The organism is Streptomyces prasinopilosus (assembly GCF_001419695.1).
GTDB classification, from domain to species: domain Bacteria; phylum Actinomycetota; class Actinomycetes; order Streptomycetales; family Streptomycetaceae; genus Streptomyces; species Streptomyces prasinopilosus.
Genome location: NZ_LIRG01000555.1, coordinates 15342 through 16053, shown reverse-complemented (window position 1 = coordinate 16053; position 712 = coordinate 15342). Strand labels below are relative to the sequence as shown.

Below are 712 nucleotides of genomic sequence, written 5' to 3'. Positions count from 1 at the left end.
CCCCGGCGACCGGCCGGGCGTGGACGTCGGCGCCCCGCCGAGGCGCGCTTCGCGGTGCGGGTCAGTCGGCGGGGCCCGTCCGCAGCCGGGGCGCCCGCGCCCCCGCGTCCACGGGAAGGCCGTCCCCCCGCTCCACCTCCGCCGCCAGCTCCCGGGCCCAGGCGACCACACCGCCCAGGTCGATCCCGTACGGACGCGGCTCACCCGCGGCCGCCGCCCACTCCTCGGCCGACCCCGCCCCGCGTCGCAGCAGCCGGGCCCCGCCGGTCGTGTTCCCGCGCGCCGTGTGGGTGAGCCCGACGGCGAGCTGGGCGAGCCCCCGCCACAGCTCCCGTTCCTCCTCGGGCCCCGACTTCCAGGCGTCCTCGAACACCTCGTGCGCGTGGAACGGCTTCCCCTCGTCCAGCAGGCGCTGTGCCTCGGCGACGCTCTCCAGGGGCGGTCGGACCACCCCCTCCGGCTGCCGGGGCACCCCTCGCGCCCCGTGGGGCAGCGGCCGCCCCAGCCCGTCCCGGGGACGCGCGTTGCGCGCCCGCCCGTCACCGTCCCGGTCGCGTCCGCCGTCCGCCCGCCCGGAGGCGGGCCCGTGCTCCTGGTCCCGGAAGGTGCTGTCCATGCTGCCCATATCCCGATTGTCCCCCGCCCGGACCGCTTTCGGCCCGGCCGGGGCCGTGGGGTAAAGTACTGACCGCGCGCTCACGCGGACCACCGC

The 712-nt window shown here is 79.4% G+C and carries 1 protein-coding gene; it reads right to left on the bottom strand.

Annotated features, from left to right (window positions below; all coding sequences use genetic code 11):
- Window positions 1-61 precede the first annotated feature (61 nt).
- On the bottom strand, window positions 62-625 hold the full coding sequence (locus tag AOK18_RS21930; protein ID WP_055695462.1) for a DUF309 domain-containing protein: 564 nt from the start codon (window positions 623-625) through the stop codon (window positions 62-64).
- Window positions 626-712 lie beyond the last annotated feature (87 nt).

Bases quoted from the DNA above. Each gene is read 5' to 3' on its own strand.
- AOK18_RS21930 (WP_055695462.1), bottom strand. From the start codon at position 625: ATGGGCAGCATGGACAGCACCTTCCGGGACCAGGAGCACGGGCCCGCC.